This is a genomic window from Sutcliffiella horikoshii (genome assembly GCF_002157855.1).
Lineage (GTDB): Bacteria > Bacillota > Bacilli > Bacillales > Bacillaceae_I > Sutcliffiella_A > Sutcliffiella_A horikoshii_C.
Window position 1 is genome coordinate 534,173 of record NZ_CP020880.1, and the last position, 17,539, is coordinate 551,711.

Consider the following 17,539-nt stretch of genomic DNA (forward strand, 5'->3'; position numbering starts at 1 on the left):
TGCCTGTCCCCACGACCCACCCCATCAACTATACTTCAACTTCTTCCCGCCGCCTTTTTTCCATTTCCGTTGCATGATAAGGGTAACGATTCCAATCAACGCTACAAAGAGAATGCTGATAAAGAAGCCATTCCGGACGGTCTTTTCGACGACGGTTCCGCTTATGGCTAAGAGCAACAGCAGCAGCCCCACAACGGAGACCACTTTCCCTTTTTTCTCCAATTTAAAGGACGACAGCAAGATGAATATCCAGTTATACAACAATAATAATCCGGCAGCGGTGGTGATGTATTCGAACACCTTGCCTGGCAGCGCAAAGGCACAAAGTACGGAGGCTGCCAATCCCACCACTCCAAGTAACAGAGAGGGAAGAGGTAGCTCTCTAAACTGTAATTTTTTCTGAAATAGTTTTGGTGCGTCTCCATCTTTAGCCAGTGTAACTAAAAGAGTCGTTACTCCAAACAATGCGGCGGTCATGGTAGAGAAACCGGCGATGATGATGGCCCCGTTGAACACATGTGGAAAAAACGAAAGATCGTAATTGGTTAGGGCGGTCACAAACGGACTTTCCTTTTCATTAAATTTTTCAAAGGCAGCAAGGCTAACGGCAAGTCCAAGGGAGCCTACATAGAGAATCATTAAAAAGAACATCATGATAGTTCCGGCTTTTAATGTGTCTTCTTTCTTTTTCAGCTGCATGGCCATGAGTCCGATGACTTCGATGCCGCCGTATGCGTAGAAGGCATAAATAAGCGAAGACCAAACCCCTTTCAAACCTAGAGGCATCCATTCTTTGATAGTGTTCGGCATATTGCCCCCGCTACCGCCATCTCCCTTAATCCAGCCAAAATAAATACCCAACGCAATAGCGATAAACATCACAATGGCTGCGACCTTAATAATAGCGAAAAGGTCTTCCATTTTATCAAAGCCTTTGGTCCCAAGCATCACTACGAAAAACGACAAAACGGCGTAGCCTGCTGAGAAGATCCAAAGCGGCACGTCTGGAAACCAAAATTGAGATAACAAGCCTAGGGCAGTCAGCTGACTACCCATGATTAGGATGTTGGAGCACCAGTAATTCCAGCCACAGCTGAATCCAGCCCATTTACCAAATGCTTTCCCAGCGTAATAGCAAAACGAACCTTCCTGTGGATCTTTAACGGTCATTTTGGCTAATCTGCTGTACACGATATAGGTACCGGCGGCTCCAATTAAAAAGGAAAAGATGATGGAAGCGCCAGCAAGTTTGACTCCAAGAGAAGATCCTAGGAAAAAGCCGATGCCAATTGTGCATCCGATTCCTATTAGTGACAGTTGCCACCAGGCTAGATCACCTGTTGTTTGTTTGGAACTGCAAGAGGCTTTTGACATGTGATTCTCCTTCTAACCAGCTACCAGAGTGTGCTTTTCTTTGGCTTTACATTTTGGACGAAAATAAAAACTAGAATCCCAATAATGATTGCCAACGCACTAGACAGATAAAGACTTATTAGTAGATGGTTTTTCATTACGACTGACATGATTGGTGGACCTGCAGCGACTCCAATGAACCTGGAAGAGCTATAAAGGGATGAGATGGTGCCTTTCTCTTCCTTTTCTACATTTTCAGTAATCAATGCATCAAGCGTGGGCAACATTGCCCCTATGCTAATACCGATAAAACTCGAGATGGTGAGCAATAAAAAAATCTTTTCATTTTGATATTCAACAAAAACAATGGTTAATGCGATGACCCCAAGGGATACCAAAAGAATTTTTCTCATCAATTCGATATTCCCTTTGATGACTTTTCCTGTGATATAGGAAGAGACGCAGAGGGTAAACAAAGGAACCGCTAAATATAATCCTTTTTTCACACCATGCAGGTCATGCGTTTTTTCAAGAATATCTGATAGATAAAATAATAAGCCAAATAGAATCAGCATGGCATATATACCGATAACAAAGGTGGTATAAAGCCATTTTCCTTCTTTTTGAAAAATCTTTTTGGTGTTCTGAATAAATATATTCAGGGCGAGTGGCTTATCTTTTTTCTTAGGTACTTTGATAAAAACAAGGACCATTAAGATGGAAATCAAACTGAAAATAGATATTGAAAAGAAAGGAAGGTACCATAGGACAGCCGCCAATAGCGAACCTAAGATGGGACTAAGAACCTTCCCAAATGTATTGGACGTTTCAATGATTCCGAGACAAGAACTGGTCTTCTCGTCGTCATCCTGATATAGATCTCCGACAAGCGGCAAAATGATTGGGGTCGCGCCTGCTGCCCCAACGCCTTGTATGATCCTACCGATGATAATCCAAGTATATGGATCATCTATTTTCCAAGAAGCAAATCCGGAAATTAATCCCCCGATAAGCGCCAGTATTAAACTGGGCAATATAATCATTTTCCTGCCAAACCGGTCAGATAAATAACCCGCAATAGGTATTAAAAAAATAGAAGCAACAGAGTAAGAAGTGATGATCATACTCGATTGGAAGGAGGAGATGTCCAATTCTTTTTCGAGCATTGGCAAAACAGGAATAAGCATAGAATTGCCCAGCGTCATAATAAGAGGGATGGAAGCCATGCTTATTATGCACCAAGCACTGACTTGTCCGATTTTCTTGTTTGTCACCTCTACCCCTCCATCGTTTGGTCTACAATTAATAAGTTCAAATGCTTAAAGCTTAAATGAAAACCCATCAATGGAATCAATTCTTCCACGCCACCATGCATGACTTTTGATAGGAGATTGCGTGTTCGCAGAGATATACGCAGCATCTTTTAAATGAATAAAAGTAGCGATCATATCCTGCTTTTTTTTCTCTTCTTCCTCTTGACGTTCACTAATATAGGCCTCTTTAAGATCCGTGAATTTTTTATGTAGAACGTGCTTGAGGGTGCTATTTTCCACCTCATCTGCCGAGGCAATGATACCTTCATAATAAGTATGCGGTCCTACAAGCGTTCCCGCTACCACTGTTCCACTAATATTTAACGTGATTCCTATCTCTACACCATCTTTGTCCGTTAAATCAAGCAACATTTGCATTACCGCATCATCGGTGGATACGTTTTCCTCTTTTTTCGCCAAGTTAACCCCTCACTTTTTAATCCTTTTTGACGCGCACATAGTTAGTATAGGTTAATGGGGGGAGGTTATTCTGGAAGTTTGTGCAAGTGGTTTTACATAAACAACAACCTAAATGCCTCCACTCCAAAATAAATGCCGAAACCAATCATCGACAAAGAGGAAATAATAGATATCACGACAAGGAAATTAGTATGCAACAGGTTCCTCGCAATACTTGATATCGTAGCCATGAACAAATCCCAAAGTAGAATCCCGCAGATGATGGCCGCACTATAAATTGCCAGCTGGTTACTTGAAAAAGAGGAGGCTGTTTTTGCAAGAACGGATCCATAAATACCAAGCCAAAACAGGATCGTAAGTGGGTTAGAGATGGAAAGCAGGAAGCCGGAAGTCCAAGATCCAAGCAATGTCGTCTTTCCTTTTGGTCCATCCACAAACGTGGATTTCCCGCTTTTCACCAAGCTTTCTATCCCGGTGTAGGTAAGCACGAAAAAGCCGAAAAGCCAGAGAAACGCCTGCATCATCGGCTGTTCAATGAAATGGATCATCCCCATATAAACAAGCAACATATAGCATATATCAGCGACAAGTGCCCCGACACCAAAAATCCAAGCATGTCCAAAACCGAGTCGCAATCCTTTATCCAACTGCGCAGCATTGACCGGTCCAATCGGTGCTGCGAGTGACACTCCTAAAAATATGTAAGTAAAAATGGAATTCATTTAATAGCCCTCCCCATCGTCTCCTTACATTTCTATTCACAGAGGGAGGGTTGTACCACATTTTTTCATCTAAAAAAGAGCCCCGAACTTGGAGCCCTCGTTAGTCATTCTGTATCGCATTTACAGCTGCTTGCGTCTCTTTCAAACGCCTTAACATATCTTTTGCATGTTGCTCATCAGACGTGGGCGAGGAATTTTCAGGTGCACCTTTTAGCGCTTGTTCCACGCGTTCAATCGCCTGATGAGAGTATCCTATGTTATCCGAATTGCTTTCCAGTTGTGAAGCATAAACAGCCTTATCTGCTTCTTCTAAAGCTTTTTTTAATGTTTCATCTTGGTGCTGATTCATGTTGTGTCTCCTTACTACTTTTAATGTAAAGTTATTCTATGCAATTTACCCTAAAATTAAAAACGTTCCTGAGGCAAATTAAAAATCCTTCTACTAGGTAACAATATAAACATTATTTTGTGATGGGGGTATTTATTATCATGTCGTTATTTTCTAAAAGCCCAATGAGGCCGCATGCAAGCAGTGAGTATGATGTGTTGCAAAAAGTGATTCTGTGCAAACCAGAATATATGACGATTCGTGAAGTCATCAATGAAACACAGAAAAAGTTTAAGAATGAAGGAATTCACATTGAAATCGCCATGGCACAACATAAAAAATTCGTAGAAACATTGGAGGACCATGGGGTGGAGGTCATTCTTTTGCCTGCCATCAAAATGTTTCCAGAGCAAGTTTTTACCCGTGATATCGGCTTCACACTTGGAAATATTCTGTTTGTCGCGGAAATGGCCAATAAAATCAGACAAGGCGAAGAAGAGGTCCTAAAGAGCATGTTGGAGGAAAAGGACATTTCCTATTTGAATTTAAAAGGGGACATGATTGAAGGAGGCGATGTCATCATCAATGGAGAAACGGTGTATGTCGGCGTGAGTAACCGGACAAACGAGGTCGCCATCGAACATCTACAAAGCATCCTGCCCCATTATGAAGTAGTGAAAGTTCCATTCGAAGAAAAATACTTACATCTCGATTGCGTGTTCAATATCATTTCACCAACCGAAGCGCTATACTATCCAGGAGCATTCACACAAAAAGAACTAGACATCATCTCCTCGCGGTTTGAACTAATCGCAGTAACAGAAGACGAACAGTTCACCCTTGGCACAAACGTACTCAACATTGGCAACAAAAAAATCTTCAGCCTCCCCGTAAACCCAAAAGTGAACGCCGAACTCACCAAAAGGGGATTCGAAGTAATAGAAGTCGACATCATCGAAATCATCAAATCCGGAGGGTCTTTCCGCTGTTGTACCCTGCCTATACTACGTGGGTAGAGGGGACATGCACCGTGGCCCACGGTGTTCCAGTGGGTTGAAGGGACAGCGTATAATGGCAAATAAGTCAAACGGTTAATATCATTAAAAAAATCCAACTTTAAGTAAACTTGCTTAATTTCCATTTTTTTCAGGTTCAACTATCACAGAAATGTATAAAGGGCTTTTCTAGGGCGTGAAAGGATCCTGCTTTTTCATCCTACAGGGATACCGCCTAGCGAATATAAACTAAGAATTTCACGTATTATTCGTATTTATAGGACAAGATCCATAACGCTGTCCCGCGAGGTCTAATAGCCTCATGCACGAAATACAATGTAATCTAACGTCCTAGAAAAGCCCCATTTTATAGCTCCTTTAACTAGTCTTGCTAACCATTTTATTAATTCTTATCTAGCGCAATTACTGGATGGATAAAACATGAGCTTTAAAGAATTTCTCTACATTTGCTTTCCGTATTTTCTTGCTTATTTCATCAAAGAGAGTGTAATTCTCTGCCTTGGTTTGGTAAAGCGTTTGGTTGCGGATCATAGAGAATGCAAGTCTAACCATTCTATTGCCTAAGGCAATATAGGCTTGACGCGAATGCTTTCCTCTTTCTTTCAATGCTAGGTAGCGTTGATGCATCTCAGGGTTATTAACAGCTAGCGATTTTCCTACTTGATAGACAATATTCCTGAAAGGCCTCCTGCCTTGTCTAGAAACCCCATAATAAGCAGGTTGGTTTCCACCAGATTGTTTTACGATTGGATTCGTTCCAGCGAGCTTAATAAGTTGACCAGCTTGATCAAAATCAGAAATGTCTCCCATTTCTGCAGCCAGTTCCGCACCAGTTACTAACCCAATCCCTTGAACGGAAAGGATAACGGCTCCGTCCGTAGTAACAAATAACTCCTCTATTTTCATCTCTAACCTTTTGATTTGCTTCTCTAAGAACTCCAATCTATCTAACTTCTGGTTTAGTAAATAAATATCTGCTTCTACTTGTTCCTTTGGTAAAGTGATGGAATCCTTGGCAAATTCAATCAAGGTTTGAATTGTCTTATCACGAATTTTTAAATTTTCTCGTTGAGAAATCTCTCTCAACCCTTTTACGCCTAACTCTAAGATGTCAGAAGGATGGGGATGATGCCTCATCAAGTAAATAGAGCCTTTCCCAAATACTTTTGAGAAGGGTTTGGATAGATATCTTTTTCCTTTCATCCACACCGTTTTCCCCTGAAATTCACGGAAAATATGATCCATATGCATAAGAATTAAGTTCTTCGTTTTCGTACGCTCCGAGACTAATTCCCGTCTAGCTCTAGTCAACTTCCGAAGGTTATGAATATCACCGGATGGTAGCTCGTTAGAGGTACCCCTACCATGGATGACAGATTGTATGATGGCCATCAAATCTAAATTATCAGTCTTAGACCAGTTTAATAATGTTTCCCTTTCTTTTGCGGTAGTGGCCGCATTAACAGTTCGAACGTGATACCCTTCTAAATGGCATTTATAGACGAGATGTTCGTAATAGTGTCCTGTAGTCTCAATACCAATAACCACTTTCGTCAAATTGTGACTACTCTTTGTACTCTCTATTAGCGATTTAAGCTTATGAAATCCTGACATAGAGGAATCTATATCAAATGGTTTTACCAATATATCCCCGTAGAACGAAGTTATAATAACTTTAGGTGTATATTTGGCTGCATCGATCGCCACTAACAATAAGTTTTCAGGTCCAGTCTCTCTCACCAGTTGCGCCCATCGACTTCCAATCTTTCCTTGAATATGATTAAATGTTGAATATACCACTGTTTTCATCTCCTTTGGTCGGGAATGTAATTTGGAAGTTCTGTGATAGGTCCTTCTATTTTACAATGAAAACGGTGGTTTTTTTATTGTTGTATGACTATTTACTATACTAGGCACGATGCCCCACTTTTAACAGTGGGTCTCTGCCATACCCGCATCCAAAATTGGAAAATGTATTTTTCGTATAAAGCGTGATAGTTATCCTTTTACCCACTATAATGAAAAGAGGAGGTGATAACATGGAAAAGCGAATTTTGGAGCTGCTAATAGGTTTGGACTCGGAAGTAAAAGACTTAAAGTCGGAAATTGGCAGTATGAAGTCGGAAATGGCAGGCATGAAGTCAGAAATGCATGAACGATTTAATACTGTAGAAAAGCGATTTAATACTGTTGACGAGCGATTTAATATTGTTGATGAACGTTTCAATTCTGTTGACGCACGTTTTGATACTATGGAAGCAAAGCTTGATGGAATTGGAAATCAATTTGAATTAACGAACGAGTCCAGGAAAAATGTGGTAGACTTCCTAGACAATAAAGTAAACAGACTTGAAAAAGAGATTTTCATCATGAAAAGTAAAAGTAAAAATTAAGGTGGCCCCTGCATAATCCTCTAATAAAACCTCTAAGTGCGTACTTCCATCTTGCTTGCCTCAGGAAAAAAATACTCAAAGTGAAAAGACGCTTCCTCTTACAACAGAAGGAAAGCGTCTTTTCCAATGTCTTAATTATTTTTAAACACCGTCAATTTGCTCTCTGCGGACTTTCGTTCACGTTGTGGTGGCATTTGTTCAAAGTATCCCATATGCAAGAAACCGGCTATTTTTTCACCAGGCTGTACGCCTAAAATCTTATGAACCTTAGGGTCGTATATATGCGGATTGGTTTTCCAGACAACGCCAAGCTTTTTCTCCCAAGCTAGCAGCTGGAAGTTCTGTATAAGGCAGCTCACAGCCCCGAAGTTTTCCTCCCATTGCTTTTGCCTCGGATCTTCCTCCATCACCACGATCAAGATAGCGGCTGGTTGATTAAAATAATTTCTTCTGTTCTCTTGCATCTCTTGGGGGAATGTCTTCACCAGTTTTTCCACAAAACCATTCTTCTCACTTGAAGAAACAAAAATAAACCTCCAAGGTTCGCGCAATCCATGATTGGGTGCCCAGACTGCATCGTCCAGGAGTTCTAGCACGGTTTCCTGTGTCACTTCTTTGTTGGAATAACCAGCTTTTATAGAACGTCGCTCCCGTATGATTTGAGCTAAACTTGATATGTTAGATTCCATTAGATCGTCCCCTTTGTTATTACTGAAGTTGTTATTGTATGTGATTATCATTCTCAATTACATTGTAGTATAGATTCTTATTTAATTCCATATCTATGGGTGAAAAGAGAAAGTGTAATTTATATTAGAGTGATTTTATTTAGAAAGTTGTAACATTTTCTAAGTCTATTCGTAATTATTAATATAGGAAGGGGATTTTCTCATGTCTAAAAACATATACATAGTCAGGCATTGTGAAGCTGAAGGGCAACCGGCGGAATCAAGGCTTACAGAAAAGGGAAATGAGCAAGCACAAGAGTTAGCGGGTATTTTCTCCAACACGCCAATAGCCCGTATCGTTTCAAGTCCTTTTATGCGCGCCATTCAATCTATTGAACCATTAAGCAAGGAAACGAATATAAAAATAGAAGTGGATGATCGCTTGGCTGAACGCACACTAAGTTCCATAGATTTACCAGACTGGATGGAAAAACTGGAAGCGACCTACGAAGATTTAGACCTGAAATATGAGGGTGGCGAATCAAGCAGAGAGGCGATGGACCGGATTGTACAAGTGGTAGAAGAAGCTCTAGAAACTGACGCCGAAAATACTATAATAGTGACACATGGAAATATCATGTCGCTGCTTATTAGAAATTACCAAACTAACTTTGGATTTGAGGACTGGAAGAACCTTAGGAATCCTGATGTGTACCTTTTGCGGAGAGTCGATGAGAGTGGTGGGGGTGACCACTGCCTGTCCCCTCACCCCCGCTCCAACACCCTAACAAGCATACGATGAACAACCTCATGATCCCGCAAATCGTGAAGGCGGTACTCTTCTCCAGGAAGCGTGTACCATTCTGCCGCACCTACATAAGTTATTTTGAGTGAAAGCACGCCATCTTCATGACATGTAGTGCGCAATTCTAGTTCACCGCTAATGACACCAACCTCGGCTGTCATCACTCCGTGTGATGCAGTAAATGTAGATGATAGTTTTTCCATAGATTTGACTCCTTTTTATATAGCGAGACTGCAAGGCACTAAACCTTGCAGTCCCACGAGTATTTAGTAAACACAGCCGTTAAGCATTGTTTGCAATGCAGTTTTTTCTGATGATTGAAGGTGTAAGTCCCAACGATATTTCGTATTTATCCACCACTTCGCATATGCGCAGCGAGCTCCAGTACGAGGTGGCTGCCATGTAGATGGATCTTGGTCCCCTTTGGACCGATTGACGCTTGCTGTCACGGCAATTAACTGAGGTCCGTTGAGATCGTTGGCAAAAGCACGGCGCTGTTCTGTGGTCCAGCTGCTAGCCCCGGAACGCCAAGCTTCAGCCATTGGGACAACGTGATCAATATCAATTTCCGATGGAGAATACACAATAACACCATCAAAGTAACTATACCATTTTCCAGAAGTGACTGGACAATCGCCACTGTAATAGTCGGCATCGCGTTGCAGGACAATTTGGCGTGTGTCGCATCCATTTCCTTGACCTATCCAATGTGGGAATTCATCTCGTGAGTACCCGGTCATTGGGCCTTCTGATTTCACTGTCAATGAGTTCAATTGAGATTGAGCTTCTGATTTGGACGGTGTACCAGGTGGAAGGGCTGACACGGATGGTGGATCAAGCTGTAGAGCTGTGAACGACAGGATAAATGCAAAAACAATCAACATGGACTTCTTAATCTTCAGCATATGTATGCCTCCTACTATTAATTTTTTATATCAAAATCTCGATGGTGTACGAGATTTTAATAGTGCACTATGTATCTACTTGAAATAATAATATATAAAAGTGCTTTAATAAGTTAAAATATTGTAAATGTTAAGAAAAGGTACTATTCGCCTGCGTCTTGAGTCGAGGGGGCAGGCCCGTTGACCCGGATGTTTAGTGGGTCGTGCTGCCCAAGCACCCAATTATGCAAAAAACGGTGCGAATTATACAAAAAAGCACATGAAATAAACGAAAAACAACTAAAAGTATGCAAAAAACTAATTGAAATTATCGACAATCCATATTTTGTAAGGCTGAGCAGCTAGATTCAACTAATTGGGTCGCCGTGCCTGTCCCTACAACACAAAAGGAGAATGCCGATGTTAAAAAGAAGACACGGAGACCGCTCAGAATGGAAGCGGATCTTTAAACGGCAGTACACACAGAAGTTTATGGATACAGATGACTTCAAAGGGTACGTCACCTTACTTCAAATACATAAAGTGACGGAGCCGTTATTCGTAAACTATGAAGAAAAGAGTCTATGCATTGTAGATGATGGGTATATGTGGCTTCAGCATTTTCCAAGCAATGAACATTACTCTTTAACGACTATGTTTGATGCTAATGGCGAAGTTGTTCAATGGTACATAGATATAACGAATGAAAACGGAGTAGAGAACAATCTTCCGTACACAGACGATCTTTTCTTGGACATCATTGTGCTTTCGACAGGGGAAGTCATCCAGAAAGATGCGGACGAATTGGAGGAAGCACTCATTAGAGGGACGATTAATCAGGCCCAATATCAACTCGCCTGGGCAGAATCAAACAAAATTAATCAACAGATTGAAAATAATGAATTTAATCTGATGGAACTGGCAAAATCACATTTGAAGATTTTATTGGAGGATTAGATGGATATAGTTATCAGGCAAGAAAGACAAGAAGATTATAGAATCACAGAACATGTTGTTCGACGTGCTTTTGAGCAAGCTGAATATAGCGACAAAAAGGAACACTTCCTTGTACAGCGGCTTAGGAAATCAGATGCATTTATCCCAAAGCTTTCTTTGGTAGCGTTAGATGAGAAGAAGGAAATTGTGGGCCATATTCTACTGACTAGCGTAAAAATAGTAAATCAAAATGAAGAGAATGAATCTCTTGCTCTAGCTCCTGTTTCAGTTGCTCCAGAGTATCAAAGTAAAGGAGTTGGAAAAACCCTTATTCGTGAGGCCATTCAAAGAGCAATTGCACTTAGACATACCTCCATCATTGTTCTCGGACACAAAGACTACTATCCCAAATTCGGTTTCAAACGTGCAGATTTATGGAACATTTCTGCACCATTCCCAGTGCCAGCTGAATCTTTTATGGCGCTAGAGTTAACTGAAGGTTCACTACAACATGTACAAGGAACGGTTGTTTATCCGAAGGAATTTATGGAGTGAAAAAGATAGTCGCTATATAAACACAAACTATAGAGGTGTAAAACATGCTAACTAAAGAACAGCTACAACAAGTTAAAGAACTTCAAACCGTTTGCGAAAAAGTAGGTGGGTTCCAGCTGAAACTGAATGAAGATATGCTCGAAACCCGCAATGAGGAAAGTAAAGAGGACTTCTTTCATTATGAAGATGGACGTCTTGTCGGATTCCTTGGCTGCTATGGTTTTGGAAATAAAGTAGAGATGACAGGAATGGTTCACCCGGACTACCCCAGGAAAGGAATTTTTAAAAAATTATTTAGTGCAGCGGTGGCAGAGGTGAAAAAGCAGGAGAATACGACAATATTATTGAATGCGCCAAGCACCTCTCAAAGCGCAAAGAAATTCTTAAACCGTATTCCGTGTACATTCGAGGTGGCAGAGTACCAGATGAAATGGGAAGCAGGCGAGTTGCATGACGATCCTGCTGTGACCATTAGACCATCAACGTCCCAAGAGGATTTTGAAGCGGAAATTCAACTGGAAGTGGCTTGCTTTGGTTTTACAGAACAAGAAGCCCGAAACTTTAATCAGCGGATGAAGGAACTCAACAGTGAGGACATGTTCATCATTGAAGCGGAAGGCCAAACTGCTGGAAAAATTCGTGTATCTGAAACAAACGGAGAAGCTTGGATATATGGGTTTGCCGTTTCTCGTGAGCTGCAAGGAAAAGGAATAGGACGAAAAGCTCTATCCAAAGTGGTGAAAATAGAGTCGGAAAAAGGGCTGCCAGTCTTTTTGGAAGTAGAAGCGAGGAATGCCCATGCGCTGAAACTCTATGAATCTTGTGGATTTAGGAGTTATCATTCTCAGGATTATTATAAGTATGAAAGTTAGAAAGGAAATTAGGAAAGAATTAGAGGTGTTAGAGACACTAAATTGGGGAGGGTATTTCCGCAAATCTTGGGAATATAATTTCGCTGGTCATTTGTCTAAAGAAGAAAAGAATGCTATTTACCTAGACAGTTTCTTATGGCACTTATGTAGTTGGGAAGCGGTAAAATGTTCTACTAAAGGGGAAGCTGTTAGGTTTTTTCATGCACAGGAAAAAGATAAATGTTTAATTTTTTATCAGCACCTGGATACAGTCTATAAGGTGGAAAATGCGAAAAGTTTGATTGTCCGGGATCTTCTTTATAATCCTTCTCATTTGCTCTATGGCGATATATATGTGATGGACTGGGAGAAGAAATGGACATTTATGATGACGCACGAAAGAGAATGTGGCCCATATTTTATTTGTACTTGAACATGCCCTTAGTAGGATACCTATGATAAAACGCCTCACTATTATTGAAGTTATACTAGTAATAGTCGCCTACAATACTAGATTTTACTATGCGACACTACCAATAGAGTCCGTAAATAAAAAGGAAGTATTGCAGTCCATCAATGAATCCCCAGAACCGATCGTAAAAATTGTAAATGAAGATGGATATGATTGGTTTATTACACGATCGAATCAAGGAGAATACAGGGAGACCTTTAAAGAAATGATGGGTGAAAATGGATGGGAGTTTGAATATCAAGACGGTAGTGGTTACTTCTTTGAAAAAGAGGGTGAGACACTAATTGTTACCACGCAAATGTGGACAGGGGAGTATGTGATTGTGCAGGTGCCTGAGAATTGGGAGGGGTAACAATCACAAACATTTATAAAATGGGGCAAGTGGGAGTGCATAGCAAAACCGGGTCATAGTGCCTGTCCCCTCAATCCAAAAAAGAAAGGAGTTCAACCAATGGGAAAATTGCTATTCCTCTTTATCATAGGAACAATTGGCATGACTCTACGATTCTTCATTATGGGAGAGTTTGATTGGAATCAGGTATTTATTTTATTCATGTTTCCATTGGGAGCTGCCGTGGTTTGGTATATACATAGATGGATGGTACGAAGAGATGTTAATTATACACCTGCGAATACGGATGAAACCTGGAATACTCACATAGGTGAAAGGTATTCAACTGGCGTGAAGCAGCTCTTTAAAGGAAGTGAGAAAGTTGCAAGGTACCACCGGTTCTATCAACATCGTTGGCAGCATTGGGTCAACGAAGTGGTGGAAGGGGACGGTAGTTGGTATATGAATCTTTCCTTCGAGGTGGCTGCCGGGGGTAAAGTCAAATTTGTGGAGCAGCGAAGCAGTTTAATCAAAAATAACACTAACTGGAAAATCATGCAGGATGGAGAGCCGATTGGAGAAGTGAAAACCGAATACTCCATGAAGAATGCTGTTAAGCTTAAAGAAGCATTAAAGGTAGAAATAGACGAGAAAGTGATAAACTATCAATCTTTTGGAATCGGATCCGCAACAGAAGTTCGAATAGACAATCATGTAGTTGCAAAAGGAAAACGGTCTGAAGTATTACGGTCAAAATACAGTTTTGAGTTAGTGGATGACCAGTATGCGGAACTGGAACAGATATTGGTGATGGGCTTTATTTTGTTTAATTATGTGCATAAACAATAGAGGGAGAGTAAAAATGACCAACACAAAACCAATCTAAAAAATTTCCCATCAGAATTCACCACAGATAGACTATTAATCCGAATGCCGCTGCCAGGAGACGGTCCGGCGGTACATGATGCTATCATTCATTCTCTTCCTGAGCTTAAGCCGTGGATGATCTTCGCGCAACATGACCAGGCAGTGGAGGATGTGGAAGCGAATATTAGGGAGAGTCATGCAGAGTTTCTACAGCGAAAAGATTTGAGACTCTTAGTTTTCTTAAAAGAAACCGGTGAATTCGTGGCGTCGTCAGGCTTGCATCGGATCGACTGGTCCATCCCGAAGTTTGAGATCGGTTATTGGATCGATTCCAGGCATAGTGGCAAGGGCTACATAACAGAAGCGGTGGAAGGAATCAGCCAGTTCGCATTTGAACAATTGGAAGCAAATCGCGTGGAGATTCGCTGCGATTCTAATAATGTGAAGAGTAGGGCGGTTGCAGAAAGAGCGGGATATACGCTGGAAGGAATTCTTAGGAATAGTGAGCGCAATGTGAATGGGGAATTACGGGATACGTGTGTGTTTGCTAAAGTAAAGTGATGCTTTAGTTTGAGGAGACAAGAGAGTAAGGTGCTTGTCTTTTTTTGTGTAGAATTGGGTCGCGGTGCCTGTTCCCTCTGCCTTTATATCATTAATAAATATATTTTTATTGAAAAACAATAAATATAATGGTAAATTTTATTTATCACGATGAAGCGAGGTGCTTTTGATGAAGCATGGTTCTACACTTTTTTTGAAAATAGCGGTATTCCTTATTGGGACACCAGTTTTTATTTTAACTATAGTCGGCTTGTTTTCGCTGATAAGAAACCCGGCAAGCCCTGAATACGCGTATATTCTCTATCCCATCGTAACTGGGATGTTTTTGACCACCATTCCGTTTTACTTTGCATTGTATCAGGCGCTGAAACTTTTGGGGTATATTGATAAAAATGAGGCTTTCTCGCAATTTTCGGTGGAAGCGTTGAAGAAAATAAAAGTTTGTGCCCTTACTATCAGTGGAGTGTATGTTGTCATCATGCCATTTATCTTTCTTTTAGCAGATAAAGATGATGCGCCTGGAGCGATCATCATAGGCGGAGTTCCTATCTTTGCCTCTATTGTAATTGCCGTATTTGCTGCGGTCCTTCAAAGGCTTTTGCAAGTAGCCATCGACATAAAATCCGAAAATGACTTAACAGTGTGAGGTGAAAACAATGGCCATAATTATAAATATTGATGTCATGTTGGCAAAAAGAAAAATGAGCGTCACCGAACTCTCCGAAAGAGTAGGAATAACCATGGCAAACCTTTCCATTCTCAAAAATGGCAAGGCCAAAGCCATCCGTTTCTCCACGCTCGAGGCAGTCTGCAAGGCTCTTGACTGCCAACCGGGAGATATCTTGGAGTATAGGCCGGATGAGGAGTAGTTTGGAACGTATGGTGAGAGTTATTGCGATGCCGTTGATTGTTGTACACCTTTTAATAGCATACTTTTGGATTTTCAATTGGGAGAAGTTAACGACAGATGTAGGTTTGATTAGCTGGATGGGGTCGATAATCTTAGGACTTGTTATTTTTACCATGAATCGAAAATCAAAAACCTCTAACCAGAAGCTAAGCTATAAAATAGTCACTGCAACAACTTTTATGACCATATTATTGGGAGTTTTTGCACTGATGATTGAGTTTATTACTAGTTCGATGCCTTAGCATTGGATGTGACTCAATAATGAAGGTTTCTATCGCTTGAGCGGAGCGGTAGAAACCTCTTTTTTTATAAAAGTGTAGAAAGTCTTCGCAAAAAGGTCGAAGTTCGTTTGGGAAATGTAGTAGCTGACCGTAAAGAGGTACGGTAGAGAGGCTAAATCGTAGAAACCTTAGAAACCATTCTTATCCTGCTATCCTAAATATCAAACGGATATTGCCCCCGGAAAAATAAAATCAAATCTCCAATAACACCGATGCAAAAGAATATAAAGTAGTAGCTAGCATTGGAAACTTCCTTATTGAACAGTTCTTTTAATGCTTGCACAAACAGGCGATTAAAACCGAACCAGCTTAGTACCCAGGCGATAATTAAAAATGCAACAATGGTCATTTGGCAACCTCTCCTCCATAAAACTACTTTAATTTTAACATATTCAACCAGCACTATCCCACTACCCCAACTGGTAACCCAAACATCCATGTGGTACAATCGGAACAGCGATTTTAACGTGAAGGAAGAGAAAATACATGACTGTACCCGTTCAAAAAAATGAATACTACGATGTCACCGTCCAGGACTTAACCCATGATGGCGCCGGCGTAGCAAAAATAGATGGCTTTCCGATTTTCGTTCAAAATGCCCTGCCTGATGAGGAAATCAAAGTCAAAATTATAAAAGTAAAAAAAGGCTATGCATTCGGCCGACTGGAGGAAATCCACAAGACAAGCCCTTTTCGCGTGGATGCACCGTGTCCGATCTATAAGCAGTGCGGAGGTTGCCAACTTCAGCATTTGAGCTATGAAGGTCAGCTTGTGGCGAAGCAAAAGCAGGTCAAGGATGTTCTCGAACGCATTGGACACTTAAAAGACGTACCGGTTCATCCGGTGCTCGGCATGGACCACAACCCTTGGCGCTACCGCAATAAAGCGCAGGTTCCGATTGGGGAGCGCGAAGGAGGCCTGATTGCAGGCTTCTATCAACAGCGCAGCCACGAAATCATCGACATGAAGGAGTGCCTCATACAGCAGGAAATTAACGACCGTGTGGTTCAAACGGTCCGCGAAATCTGCGACAAGCATGGGGTTCGTGCTTATAACGAAAAAACGCATAAAGGTGTGCTTCGTCATGTGATGGCCCGCTATGGTCTAGTTACTGGTGAAGTGATGATTGTCCTTATCACCCGCACACCAGACATTCCGAACCGCAGAGCGATTGTCGACGAAATAACCGAAGCTTTACCGGAAGTGAAATCCGTTGTGCAGAACGTGAACACCAAGAAAACGAATGTGATTTTCGGAGACGAAACGCGTGTGCTTTGGGGCAATGAGTATATCTATGATTTTATCGGTGACATCAAATTCGCCATTTCTGCCAGATCCTTTTATCAGGTCAACCCGGAGCAAACGAAGGTTCTTTATGATAAGGCGCTCGAGTATGCGGATCTTACTGGCGAAGAGTCGGTCATTGATGCCTACTGCGGTATCGGAACGATTTCGTTGTTTCTCGCTCAAAAGGCGAGGAAAGTGTTCGGAGTTGAAATCGTGCCAGAAGCAATTGAAGATGCAAAACGCAACGCAGAACTCAATGAAATTACCAATGCCGAATTTGCAGTGGGTGAAGCAGAAGTCGTAATTCCAAAGTGGTATAAAGAAGGTAACAAAGCCGACGTGTTAGTGGTGGACCCACCGCGCAAAGGCTGTGATGAAGCTCTGCTTAAAACCATTCTGGAAATGAAGCCGAAGAAGGTTGTCTATGTATCCTGTAACCCGGCGACACTTGCGAGAGATTTGAGAGTGTTGGAGGATGGGGGATACAAAACGGTTGAGGTGCAGCCTGTGGATATGTTTCCGCATACATCTCACGTTGAGTGCGTATCGCAGATAGTTTTAAAAGAAGCAGCAGACCTTAAATAGG

The 17,539-nt window shown here is 41.3% G+C and carries 24 protein-coding genes; 14 read left to right on the top strand and 10 right to left on the bottom strand.

Annotated features, from left to right (window positions below):
- Positions 1-24: 24 nt before the first annotated feature.
- From B4U37_RS02835 to B4U37_RS02855, 5 genes are all read right to left on the bottom strand, one after another.
- Positions 25-1,374 carry an amino acid permease gene (locus B4U37_RS02835; RefSeq protein ID WP_088016979.1) on the bottom strand — a complete coding sequence of 450 codons (1,350 nt, stop codon included), beginning with the start codon at positions 1,372-1,374 and terminating at the stop codon, positions 25-27.
- Between the two features lie 20 nt (positions 1,375-1,394).
- The gene (locus tag B4U37_RS02840) at positions 1,395-2,579 is read right to left on the bottom strand and encodes an MFS transporter (protein WP_088020108.1); all 1,185 of its coding nucleotides are present in this window, start codon (positions 2,577-2,579) and stop codon (positions 1,395-1,397) included.
- Positions 2,580-2,672: 93 nt separating this feature from the next.
- The gene (gene gvpU / locus B4U37_RS02845) at positions 2,673-3,086 is read right to left on the bottom strand and encodes a gas vesicle accessory protein GvpU (protein ID WP_088016980.1); all 414 of its coding nucleotides are present in this window, start codon (positions 3,084-3,086) and stop codon (positions 2,673-2,675) included.
- Positions 3,087-3,178: 92 nt separating this feature from the next.
- Positions 3,179-3,808, bottom strand: a complete 630-nt coding sequence (locus B4U37_RS02850; protein ID WP_088016981.1) for a LysE family transporter — start codon at positions 3,806-3,808, stop codon at positions 3,179-3,181.
- Positions 3,809-3,908: 100 nt separating this feature from the next.
- Entirely contained in the window at positions 3,909-4,157 is a 249-nt protein-coding gene (locus B4U37_RS02855; RefSeq protein ID WP_088016982.1) for a hypothetical protein, read from the bottom strand.
- 140 nt (positions 4,158-4,297) lie between these two features.
- On the opposite strand from B4U37_RS02855, the gene B4U37_RS02860 reads away from it, so the two are divergent.
- Entirely contained in the window at positions 4,298-5,152 is an 855-nt protein-coding gene (locus tag B4U37_RS02860; protein ID WP_088016983.1) for a dimethylarginine dimethylaminohydrolase family protein, read from the top strand.
- 402 nt (positions 5,153-5,554) lie between these two features.
- Here the strand turns inward: B4U37_RS02860 and B4U37_RS02865 are convergent, their stop codons facing one another.
- On the bottom strand, positions 5,555-6,952 hold the full coding sequence (locus tag B4U37_RS02865) for an IS110 family RNA-guided transposase (RefSeq protein WP_088016984.1): 1,398 nt from the start codon (positions 6,950-6,952) through the stop codon (positions 5,555-5,557).
- 239 nt (positions 6,953-7,191) lie between these two features.
- Here B4U37_RS02865 and B4U37_RS02870 point away from each other — a divergent pair, with 239 nt between their 5' ends.
- Positions 7,192-7,545: a hypothetical protein gene (locus B4U37_RS02870; RefSeq protein WP_088016985.1), complete on the top strand. Its 354-nt coding sequence runs from the start codon at positions 7,192-7,194 to the stop codon at positions 7,543-7,545.
- Between the two features lie 131 nt (positions 7,546-7,676).
- Here B4U37_RS02870 and B4U37_RS02875 read toward each other — a convergent pair whose 3' ends face one another.
- Positions 7,677-8,234, bottom strand: coding sequence for a nitroreductase family protein (locus B4U37_RS02875; RefSeq protein ID WP_088016986.1), 558 nt, complete (start codon positions 8,232-8,234; stop codon positions 7,677-7,679).
- A 202-nt stretch (positions 8,235-8,436) separates the two neighbouring features.
- On the opposite strand from B4U37_RS02875, the gene B4U37_RS02880 reads away from it, so the two are divergent.
- Positions 8,437-9,015 (top strand): histidine phosphatase family protein, encoded by a 579-nt coding sequence (locus B4U37_RS02880; RefSeq protein ID WP_088016987.1) that lies wholly within the window; start codon positions 8,437-8,439, stop codon positions 9,013-9,015.
- Here B4U37_RS02880 and B4U37_RS02885 read toward each other — a convergent pair.
- Positions 8,979-9,221 carry a hypothetical protein gene (locus tag B4U37_RS02885; protein WP_088016988.1) on the bottom strand — a complete coding sequence of 81 codons (243 nt, stop codon included), beginning with the start codon at positions 9,219-9,221 and terminating at the stop codon, positions 8,979-8,981. The genes B4U37_RS02880 and B4U37_RS02885 overlap by 37 nt on opposite strands.
- 63 nt (positions 9,222-9,284) lie before the next feature.
- Positions 9,285-9,923 (bottom strand): HNH endonuclease family protein, encoded by a 639-nt coding sequence (locus B4U37_RS02890; RefSeq protein ID WP_088016989.1) that lies wholly within the window; start codon positions 9,921-9,923, stop codon positions 9,285-9,287.
- 399 nt (positions 9,924-10,322) lie between these two features.
- Here B4U37_RS02890 and B4U37_RS02895 point away from each other — a divergent pair, with 399 nt between their 5' ends.
- The 10 genes from B4U37_RS02895 (at position 10,323) to B4U37_RS02940 (ending at position 15,627) form a co-directional block, all read left to right on the top strand.
- Positions 10,323-10,859, top strand: a complete 537-nt coding sequence (locus B4U37_RS02895) for a ribonuclease FAU-1 family protein (RefSeq protein WP_088016990.1) — start codon at positions 10,323-10,325, stop codon at positions 10,857-10,859.
- Positions 10,860-11,393: a GNAT family N-acetyltransferase gene (locus B4U37_RS02900; protein ID WP_088016991.1), complete on the top strand. Its 534-nt coding sequence runs from the start codon at positions 10,860-10,862 to the stop codon at positions 11,391-11,393.
- A 44-nt stretch (positions 11,394-11,437) separates the two neighbouring features.
- Positions 11,438-12,265 carry a GNAT family N-acetyltransferase gene (locus B4U37_RS02905; RefSeq protein WP_088016992.1) on the top strand — a complete coding sequence of 276 codons (828 nt, stop codon included), beginning with the start codon at positions 11,438-11,440 and terminating at the stop codon, positions 12,263-12,265.
- Positions 12,255-12,677: a DUF4275 family protein gene (locus B4U37_RS02910; protein ID WP_088016993.1), complete on the top strand. Its 423-nt coding sequence runs from the start codon at positions 12,255-12,257 to the stop codon at positions 12,675-12,677. Before B4U37_RS02905 ends, B4U37_RS02910 begins: the two co-directional genes overlap by 11 nt.
- A gap of 22 nt (positions 12,678-12,699) precedes the next feature.
- Positions 12,700-13,068, top strand: coding sequence for a hypothetical protein (locus B4U37_RS02915; protein WP_088016994.1), 369 nt, complete (start codon positions 12,700-12,702; stop codon positions 13,066-13,068).
- A 99-nt stretch (positions 13,069-13,167) separates the two neighbouring features.
- Positions 13,168-13,896 carry a hypothetical protein gene (locus B4U37_RS02920; RefSeq protein ID WP_088016995.1) on the top strand — a complete coding sequence of 243 codons (729 nt, stop codon included), beginning with the start codon at positions 13,168-13,170 and terminating at the stop codon, positions 13,894-13,896.
- A gap of 81 nt (positions 13,897-13,977) precedes the next feature.
- Positions 13,978-14,475, top strand: a complete 498-nt coding sequence (locus B4U37_RS02925) for a GNAT family N-acetyltransferase (protein ID WP_088016996.1) — start codon at positions 13,978-13,980, stop codon at positions 14,473-14,475.
- Between the two features lie 169 nt (positions 14,476-14,644).
- Positions 14,645-15,121: a DUF2975 domain-containing protein gene (locus tag B4U37_RS02930; protein WP_088016997.1), complete on the top strand. Its 477-nt coding sequence runs from the start codon at positions 14,645-14,647 to the stop codon at positions 15,119-15,121.
- Between the two features lie 10 nt (positions 15,122-15,131).
- A complete protein-coding gene (locus B4U37_RS02935) occupies positions 15,132-15,344 on the top strand; it encodes a helix-turn-helix domain-containing protein (RefSeq protein ID WP_010199743.1) in 213 nt (70 codons plus the stop codon).
- Between the two features lie 10 nt (positions 15,345-15,354).
- Positions 15,355-15,627 (top strand): hypothetical protein, encoded by a 273-nt coding sequence (locus B4U37_RS02940; protein WP_245840041.1) that lies wholly within the window; start codon positions 15,355-15,357, stop codon positions 15,625-15,627.
- Between the two features lie 193 nt (positions 15,628-15,820).
- Here B4U37_RS02940 and B4U37_RS02945 read toward each other — a convergent pair whose 3' ends face one another.
- A complete protein-coding gene (locus B4U37_RS02945; RefSeq protein ID WP_088016999.1) occupies positions 15,821-16,015 on the bottom strand; it encodes a hypothetical protein in 195 nt (64 codons plus the stop codon).
- A gap of 137 nt (positions 16,016-16,152) precedes the next feature.
- On the opposite strand from B4U37_RS02945, the gene rlmD reads away from it, so the two are divergent.
- A complete protein-coding gene (rlmD, locus tag B4U37_RS02950) occupies positions 16,153-17,538 on the top strand; it encodes a 23S rRNA (uracil(1939)-C(5))-methyltransferase RlmD (protein ID WP_088017000.1) in 1,386 nt (461 codons plus the stop codon).
- Position 17,539 lies beyond the last annotated feature (1 nt).

What these genes read in the sequence shown, in the direction of transcription:
- B4U37_RS02930 (WP_088016997.1), top strand. Translation starts at nt 14,645, where the DNA reads ATGAAGCATGGTTCTACACTTTTTTTGAAAATAGCGGTATTCCTTATT.
- B4U37_RS02910 (WP_088016993.1), top strand. Translation starts at nt 12,255, where the DNA reads ATGAAAGTTAGAAAGGAAATTAGGAAAGAATTAGAGGTGTTAGAGACA.
- B4U37_RS02920 (WP_088016995.1), top strand. Translation starts at nt 13,168, where the DNA reads ATGGGAAAATTGCTATTCCTCTTTATCATAGGAACAATTGGCATGACT.
- B4U37_RS02850 (WP_088016981.1), bottom strand. Translation starts at nt 3,808, where the DNA reads ATGAATTCCATTTTTACTTACATATTTTTAGGAGTGTCACTCGCAGCA.
- B4U37_RS02855 (WP_088016982.1), bottom strand. Translation starts at nt 4,157, where the DNA reads ATGAATCAGCACCAAGATGAAACATTAAAAAAAGCTTTAGAAGAAGCA.
- B4U37_RS02870 (WP_088016985.1), top strand. Translation starts at nt 7,192, where the DNA reads ATGGAAAAGCGAATTTTGGAGCTGCTAATAGGTTTGGACTCGGAAGTA.
- B4U37_RS02915 (WP_088016994.1), top strand. Translation starts at nt 12,700, where the DNA reads ATGATAAAACGCCTCACTATTATTGAAGTTATACTAGTAATAGTCGCC.
- B4U37_RS02890 (WP_088016989.1), bottom strand. Translation starts at nt 9,923, where the DNA reads ATGCTGAAGATTAAGAAGTCCATGTTGATTGTTTTTGCATTTATCCTG.
- B4U37_RS02940 (WP_245840041.1), top strand. Translation starts at nt 15,355, where the DNA reads ATGGTGAGAGTTATTGCGATGCCGTTGATTGTTGTACACCTTTTAATA.
- B4U37_RS02860 (WP_088016983.1), top strand. Translation starts at nt 4,298, where the DNA reads ATGTCGTTATTTTCTAAAAGCCCAATGAGGCCGCATGCAAGCAGTGAG.
- B4U37_RS02925 (WP_088016996.1), top strand. Translation starts at nt 13,978, where the DNA reads ATGCCGCTGCCAGGAGACGGTCCGGCGGTACATGATGCTATCATTCAT.
- B4U37_RS02835 (WP_088016979.1), bottom strand. Translation starts at nt 1,374, where the DNA reads ATGTCAAAAGCCTCTTGCAGTTCCAAACAAACAACAGGTGATCTAGCC.
- rlmD (WP_088017000.1), top strand. Translation starts at nt 16,153, where the DNA reads ATGACTGTACCCGTTCAAAAAAATGAATACTACGATGTCACCGTCCAG.
- B4U37_RS02885 (WP_088016988.1), bottom strand. Translation starts at nt 9,221, where the DNA reads ATGGAAAAACTATCATCTACATTTACTGCATCACACGGAGTGATGACA.
- B4U37_RS02945 (WP_088016999.1), bottom strand. Translation starts at nt 16,015, where the DNA reads ATGACCATTGTTGCATTTTTAATTATCGCCTGGGTACTAAGCTGGTTC.
- B4U37_RS02875 (WP_088016986.1), bottom strand. Translation starts at nt 8,234, where the DNA reads ATGGAATCTAACATATCAAGTTTAGCTCAAATCATACGGGAGCGACGT.
- B4U37_RS02840 (WP_088020108.1), bottom strand. Translation starts at nt 2,579, where the DNA reads ATGGCTTCCATCCCTCTTATTATGACGCTGGGCAATTCTATGCTTATT.
- B4U37_RS02900 (WP_088016991.1), top strand. Translation starts at nt 10,860, where the DNA reads ATGGATATAGTTATCAGGCAAGAAAGACAAGAAGATTATAGAATCACA.
- B4U37_RS02895 (WP_088016990.1), top strand. Translation starts at nt 10,323, where the DNA reads ATGTTAAAAAGAAGACACGGAGACCGCTCAGAATGGAAGCGGATCTTT.
- B4U37_RS02935 (WP_010199743.1), top strand. Translation starts at nt 15,132, where the DNA reads ATGGCCATAATTATAAATATTGATGTCATGTTGGCAAAAAGAAAAATG.
- B4U37_RS02880 (WP_088016987.1), top strand. Translation starts at nt 8,437, where the DNA reads ATGTCTAAAAACATATACATAGTCAGGCATTGTGAAGCTGAAGGGCAA.
- B4U37_RS02905 (WP_088016992.1), top strand. Translation starts at nt 11,438, where the DNA reads ATGCTAACTAAAGAACAGCTACAACAAGTTAAAGAACTTCAAACCGTT.